Origin of the sequence: Salipiger bermudensis HTCC2601 (genome assembly GCF_000153725.1) — a bacterium.
Lineage (GTDB): Bacteria > Pseudomonadota > Alphaproteobacteria > Rhodobacterales > Rhodobacteraceae > Salipiger > Salipiger bermudensis.
This window is the reverse complement of record NZ_DS022276.1, coordinates 418,122-424,121: the sequence shown is the minus strand read 5'-3', so window position 1 is coordinate 424,121 and position 6,000 is coordinate 418,122. Positions and strand designations below refer to the sequence as shown.

Sequence of the window (6,000 nt, the reverse complement as noted above, 5' to 3'; positions counted from 1 at the left end):
AGCAGCAGACTCGCTGAGGGCTTGTCATGCGTCGAGTCACGAGACTCGTGGTCGCGACACGCGCTCGAGTGTGCCAGGGGGTCCACGTGTATGCATCTCAACGTGCACCCTGTCTCACGAAAGCGGTGTCGAAGCTCTGAGCTCGACTGAAATGAGTGCGAAGCCCGAACATACGACGTGATCCGCAAGCCGATCATCACCGAGAAGTCGACCATGGCGTCCGAGAACGGCGCGGTTGTCTTCGAAGTGTCGATCGACGCAACCAAACCCCAGGTGAAAGAGGCCGTCGAGGCGCTCTTCGGTGTCAAGGTCAAGGCCGTTAACACCACCATCACCAAGGGCAAGGTGAAGCGCTTCCGTGGCCAGATCGGCCGCCGGAACGACGTGAAGAAGGCCTACGTGACCCTTGAAGAGGGCAACACGATCGACGTGTCGACCGGCCTCTGATCGTCTCACAGCGATTGCACGACATCGGAAAGGCCCCCGGGAAACCGGGGGCCTTTCTGCATGACAGGGGGGCTGGAGTGACCGGGTTTGCTCGGCACGGCGACGCCGGGGGCAGGGGGCTCGAGAGAACCGGAGAGCTGGCTTGGACGGACCTCGCGACGGGCCTTGACCTCTCGCGGTGGATCTCCTAAACGACCCCATCCGCTAAGGCCCCGGATTCGTCCGGGGCTTCGCGTTTTGCCCAAGCTGATCCGTTCCACGTATTCGCCGGGCATCGAACCGGGCACCTTCGGGGGCCTACACCATCGGCCACCTGCGGATCCATCCGGGATCGAGGGGGCTTTCACATAGGGTGGACCCGTTTCACCCGTTCTGCAAACGGAAGACAGAAGCATGGCACTCAAGTCGTACAAACCGACGACGCCGGGCCAGCGCGGGCTGGTGCTGATCGACCGTTCGGAGCTGTACAAAGGACGTCCCGTCAAGGCCCTCACCGAGGGTCTGACGAAATCGGGCGGCCGGAACAACACCGGACGGATCACTGCACGCCGCCGCGGCGGTGGCGCGAAGCGTCTCTACCGGATCGTCGATTTCAAGCGCAACAAGTTTGACGTGAACGGCATCGTCGTTCGCATCGAATACGACCCCAACCGTACCGCCTTTATCGCTCTCATCCAGTATGATGACGGTGAGCAGGCCTACATCCTGGCGCCGCAGCGTCTGGCCATCGGTGACAAGATCGTCGCCTCGGCCAAGGCTGACATCAAGCCGGGCAATGCGATGCCGTTCTCGGGCCTCCCGATCGGTACCATCGTGCACAACATCGAGCTGAAGCCGGGCAAGGGCGGTCAGATCGCACGCGCCGCGGGCACCTATGCCCAGTTCGTCGGCCGTGACGGTGGCTACGCCCAGATCCGTCTGTCCTCGGGCGAGCTGCGTCTGGTGCGTCAGGAATGCATGGCCACCGTCGGTGCCGTGTCGAACCCCGACAACAGCAACCAGAACCTCGGTAAAGCCGGTCGCGTCCGCCACATGGGCAAGCGTCCGAGCGTCCGCGGCGTCGTGATGAACCCGATCGACCACCCGCACGGTGGTGGTGAAGGCCGGACCTCCGGTGGTCGTCACCCGGTGACGCCCTGGGGCAAGCCGACCAAGGGCAAGCGGACCCGCGACACCAACAAGGCGTCGCAGAAGCTCATCGTCCGCTCGCGTCACGCCAAGAAGAAGGGTCGCTAACATATGTCGCGCTCTGTATGGAAAGGCCCTTTCGTTGATGCCTACGTCCTGAAAAAGGCCGAGAAGGTACGCGAAGGCGGCAAGAACGAAGTCATCAAAATCTGGTCGCGCCGCTCGACGATCCTGCCCCAGTTCGTGGGCCTGACGTTTGGCGTCTACAACGGCCAGAAGCACGTTCCCGTGCTGGTTACCGAAGACATGATCGGTCAGAAATTCGGTGAATACTCGCCGACCCGCACCTACTACGGGCACGCGGCCGACAAGAAAGCCAAGAGGAAGTAAGCCATGGGCAAGGATAAGAATCCCCGCCGCGTGGCGGACAACGAGGCAATGGCCAAGCTGCGCATGCTGCGCACGTCGCCGCAGAAGCTGAACCTGGTGGCCGCGCTGATCCGTGGCAAGAAGGTGGAAAAGGCCCTCACGGACCTGACCTTCTCGAAGAAGCGGATCGCCGTGGACGTGAAGAAGTGCCTTCAGTCCGCTATCGCGAACGCCGAGAACAACCACGGTCTGGACGTCGACGAGCTTGTCGTCGCCGAGGCTTACGTGGGCAAGAACCTTGTGATGAAGCGCGGGCGTCCCCGTGCCCGTGGCCGCTTTGGCCGCATCAACAAGCCGTTCTCGGAACTCACCATCAAGGTGCGTCAGATCGAGGAGCAAGCCTAATGGGTAACAAGACCAATCCGATCGGCATGCGTCTTCAGGTCAACCGCACCTGGGACAGCCGTTGGTACGCTGACACCAAGGATTACGGCGACCTGCTTCTGGAAGACATCGCGATCCGCGAGTTCATCCACGAAGAGTGCAAGCAGGCCGGCGTCGCACGTGTGATCATCGAGCGTCCGCACAAGAAGTGCCGCGTGACCGTTCACACCGCACGTCCGGGCGTGATCATCGGCAAGAAAGGCGCGGACATCGAAGTCCTGCGCAAGAAGCTGGCGAGCATGACCGACAGCGAGCTGCACCTCAACATCGTCGAGGTGCGCAAGCCCGAGCTTGACGCCCGCCTCGTGGGTGAGAGCATCGCGCAGCAGCTCGAGCGTCGTGTGTCGTTCCGTCGTGCCATGAAGCGCGCGGTTCAGAACGCCATGCGCATGGGTGCCCTCGGCATCCGTGTGAACGTCGCTGGTCGTCTCGGCGGTGCCGAGATCGCCCGTACCGAGTGGTATCGCGAAGGCCGTGTGCCCCTGCACACCCTGCGCGCCGATATCGATTACGCCAACGTCGAAGCCACGACCCCCTATGGTATCATCGGGATCAAGGTCTGGATCTTCAAAGGCGAAATCATGGAGCACGACCCGGCTGCCCGCGACCGCAAGTCGCAGGAAATCCAGGACGGTCCGGCTCCGCGCGGCGCCATGGGCGGCCGTCGCTGAGGGAGTTTGACTGATGCTGCAACCGAAACGCACAAAATTCCGCAAGATGTTCAAGGGCCGGATCAAGGGTGAAGCCAAGGGCGGCTCTGATCTGAACTTTGGTCATTACGGTCTCAAGGCTCTTCAGCCCGAGCGCGTCACCGCGCGCCAGATCGAGGCAGCCCGTCGTGCCATGACGCGTCACATGAAGCGTCAGGGCCGTGTTTGGATCCGGATCTTCCCGGATACCCCGGTCACCTCGAAGCCCACCGAAGTCCGGATGGGTAAGGGTAAGGGCTCGGTCGATTACTGGGCCTGCAAGGTCAAGCCGGGCCGTGTGATGTTCGAGATCGACGGCGTTGCCGAAGATGTCGCACGCGAAGCTCTGCGCCTTGCCGCGATGAAGCTGCCGATCAAGACCCGCGTCGTCGTTCGCGAAGACTGGTAAGATCGGGCGCTTCCGCGCTTGAGAAAAGATCGCGACCCCCGCCGAGCGATCGGCGGGGGTCTTTTCGTTTGGGGTGCTCTCTGCGGGGCAGGGGGCTAATCCGGGAGCACGCGCGACACTTCCCGATCGAAGCGCGCCCAGCTCATGGTTGCCTTGTTGCCGGCATAGCCATGGTAATGCGATCGGCCGCTGGAATTCGGGAGCCCGGCCCAGATCTGCGCGAGGTTGTTCATGAAGCGCGTGCGGCTGATCGTGCCCGCCTGTAGCTCACCCAGCCCCGCATCGAGCAGCAGAAGGTCGGCGAGGCGGTCCTGGACCTGCGGCGAGAACCGCGTGCTGCGCGGAAGATTTGCGCGCCCAACGAGCATGCGCAGCGTATCGGGGATGAACTGGTAGCGCCCGATTGCATGGGGCTGCCCGGGGGTGTCCGCGATCCACTGGAAGATGTCAGCCAGCGTCATGCGCGTGGGCGCCCTGGGCGGGCGGATGCGGGCCCCGTGCTGCACGGCGTCATAGCCCGCGGCGCCGGCTTCGGCCAGGGCGATGACATTGCGCAGATGCGCCGCGACTCCGGTGACGGGGCCAGGAAGTCGGGGGGTGGCGCGCGGGGCGACGGGGGCGAAGAGCCCTCCTTCGCGGCGGCCTGCAAACAGGCTCGCCGTCCCGAGGTTGGCAAGGGGGGCGCCGCCACGAGGAGGGCGCGGCGCGACCGGTGGGGGCACGCCCGCGGAGATATGCCGCCCGGTATCGGTCGCCGGAGGGGCGAATAGGGGCCGACCCTGTTGCAGGAGCGGTTGCCCGCCATCTTGAAGTGGCAGGAACGCCGCAGCAGAGCCCGGCAGCGGGGCGAGCAGCATCGACAGCGCCAGAAGCGTGCGCAGGAGGGTCATTCTGACCTCGTCCATATTCGACTGCCAAGCTGGTGGCAGAACGGGATGGCAGTGTATGACCGCGCGCAGTGATGGCGCAGTCATTCGTGAGCGGTGGCCAGGCCGGTCTGACGGCCCGGCCACAGAGAGAGCGCCTGAAGGAGGCGAGGCCGTGAGTGGCATCTGTGACCTGTCCGTCAGCATGGCAGCGAGCTCTTAACAATAGCTTGCCTCTCGCCAGTTTCCGCGACTCGCGCTATGAGCGGGGCATGACCCAGATCCGTTCTCTCTTCGCGACCCGCCTCTACCGCGCCCCGCTCTCCGAGCAGGCGCCTGCCATCGATTTCGACGAGCTCGAGGCCTCGTGCTGGTCCATCGCCGAGGATGACGAGGCGGGGCAGGAATGGTGCGACGAGAACAACTACCCGGGCTACACCTCCTATGCCTCGCTGACCGACCTGCCGTGGCGCTTTCCAATCTTTGCGGCTCTGGTCGAGGCGCTCGACAGGCATGTGGCGGCTTTCGCCGAGGATCTGGAATTCGATCTCGGCGACAAGAAGCTGGTGGTCGAGGATATTTGGATCAACATCCTGCCCGAGGGCGGCACGCACAGCTCGCATATCCACCCGCATTCGGTGATCTCGGGAACGACCTATGTCTCGATGCCCGACGGCACCTCGGCGCTGAAGCTCGAGGATCCGCGGCTGGGCTTCATGATGGCTGCGCCGGCGCGCCGCAAGGGCTGCCGCGAGGAGCTGAAGACCTTCGTCTACGAGGCACCGGCGGTGGGTGATGTGCTGCTCTGGGAGTCGTGGCTGCGTCACGAGGTGCCGCCCAACACGGCGGAAGACGAGCGCATCTCGGTAAGCTTCAACTACAAGTGGGAGTGAGCACCGGTTCGGCGTAGCCGGCAAACGCTCCGGGGGAGCGTTTGAGGTGCGAACGGGCGGAGCCCGCCGGTTCGGCTCCAAACGGACGATTGCCGAAGCAGGGCAGGGGGGCAGATCTGCCCACGCCCGGCCCGCGCAGCCCTTTCTCCCTTGCCTTATGCGCGATCCCGGCCTATAGAGCGCGCTCATCCACCTCCACCGGGAATCAGGGTGACCCGCATAACGACGGGGCTCTCCGGTGATGTTGCAACAAAGGAGCGACCGCTATGGACGCCAAAGAGCTTAGCTCGAAGACCCCGGACCAGCTCCGGGACGAGCTCGTGGCCCTGAAGAAGGAGGCCTTCAACCTCCGCTTCCAGAAGGCCACCGGAGCCATCGAAAACACCGCACGTATCCGCCAGGTCCGCCGTGACGTGGCACGTGTGAAGACCGTGCTGAACCAGAAAGCCGCAGCCGCGGCTTCGGCGGAATAAGGAGTTAACCCCATGCCCAAGCGTATCCTGCAAGGCACCGTGACCTCCACCGCCAACGCACAGACCGTCACGGTCCAGGTGGTCCGCCGCTTCAAGCACCCCGTGCTGCAGAAGACCATCAAGAAGTCGAAGAAGTACCGCGCTCACGACGAGGCGGGCAAGTTCGCAGTCGGCGACAGCGTCCGCATCATCGAATGCGCGCCGAAGTCGAAGACGAAGCGCTGGGAAGTGATCGCGGAGTAATCCGCCCACATCCCAGTTTGATCGAAACCCTGGGGGGTA

9 protein-coding genes and 1 pseudogene are annotated in these 6,000 nt (G+C 63.8%); 9 read left to right on the top strand and 1 reads right to left on the bottom strand.

What is annotated here, in order from left to right; all coding sequences use genetic code 11:
- Window positions 1–159: 159 nt before the first annotated feature.
- From R2601_RS02040 to rplP, 6 genes and pseudogenes are all read left to right on the top strand, one after another.
- A pseudogene (locus R2601_RS02040) lies at window positions 160–447 on the top strand (50S ribosomal protein L23); the annotation flags it as partial.
- A gap of 393 nt (window positions 448–840) precedes the next feature.
- Window positions 841–1,683, top strand: coding sequence for a 50S ribosomal protein L2 (gene rplB / locus R2601_RS02035; protein WP_007792774.1), 843 nt, complete (start codon window positions 841–843; stop codon window positions 1,681–1,683).
- 3 nt (window positions 1,684–1,686) lie between these two features.
- A complete protein-coding gene (rpsS, locus tag R2601_RS02030) occupies window positions 1,687–1,965 on the top strand; it encodes a 30S ribosomal protein S19 (RefSeq protein WP_007792772.1) in 279 nt (92 codons plus the stop codon).
- A gap of 3 nt (window positions 1,966–1,968) precedes the next feature.
- Window positions 1,969–2,349, top strand: a complete 381-nt coding sequence (gene rplV, locus R2601_RS02025; protein WP_007792768.1) for a 50S ribosomal protein L22 — start codon at window positions 1,969–1,971, stop codon at window positions 2,347–2,349.
- On the top strand, window positions 2,349–3,059 hold the full coding sequence (gene rpsC / locus R2601_RS02020; protein WP_007792767.1) for a 30S ribosomal protein S3: 711 nt from the start codon (window positions 2,349–2,351) through the stop codon (window positions 3,057–3,059). Before rplV ends, rpsC begins: the two co-directional genes overlap by 1 nt.
- A gap of 13 nt (window positions 3,060–3,072) precedes the next feature.
- Complete coding sequence (gene rplP / locus R2601_RS02015) at window positions 3,073–3,486, top strand: 50S ribosomal protein L16 (RefSeq protein WP_007792765.1); 414 nt, start codon at window positions 3,073–3,075, stop codon at window positions 3,484–3,486.
- A gap of 95 nt (window positions 3,487–3,581) precedes the next feature.
- Here rplP and R2601_RS02010 read toward each other — a convergent pair whose 3' ends face one another.
- Window positions 3,582–4,376, bottom strand: coding sequence for a hypothetical protein (locus R2601_RS02010; protein WP_007792761.1), 795 nt, complete (start codon window positions 4,374–4,376; stop codon window positions 3,582–3,584).
- 248 nt (window positions 4,377–4,624) lie between these two features.
- On the opposite strand from R2601_RS02010, the gene R2601_RS02005 reads away from it, so the two are divergent.
- The 3 genes from R2601_RS02005 (at window position 4,625) to rpsQ (ending at window position 5,961) form a co-directional block, all read left to right on the top strand.
- A complete protein-coding gene (locus tag R2601_RS02005) occupies window positions 4,625–5,245 on the top strand; it encodes a TIGR02466 family protein (protein WP_007792758.1) in 621 nt (206 codons plus the stop codon).
- Window positions 5,246–5,511: 266 nt separating this feature from the next.
- Window positions 5,512–5,718: a 50S ribosomal protein L29 gene (gene rpmC, locus R2601_RS02000; RefSeq protein ID WP_007792750.1), complete on the top strand. Its 207-nt coding sequence runs from the start codon at window positions 5,512–5,514 to the stop codon at window positions 5,716–5,718.
- A gap of 12 nt (window positions 5,719–5,730) precedes the next feature.
- The gene (gene rpsQ / locus R2601_RS01995) at window positions 5,731–5,961 is read left to right on the top strand and encodes a 30S ribosomal protein S17 (protein ID WP_007792742.1); all 231 of its coding nucleotides are present in this window, start codon (window positions 5,731–5,733) and stop codon (window positions 5,959–5,961) included.
- Window positions 5,962–6,000: the final 39 nt, after the last annotated feature.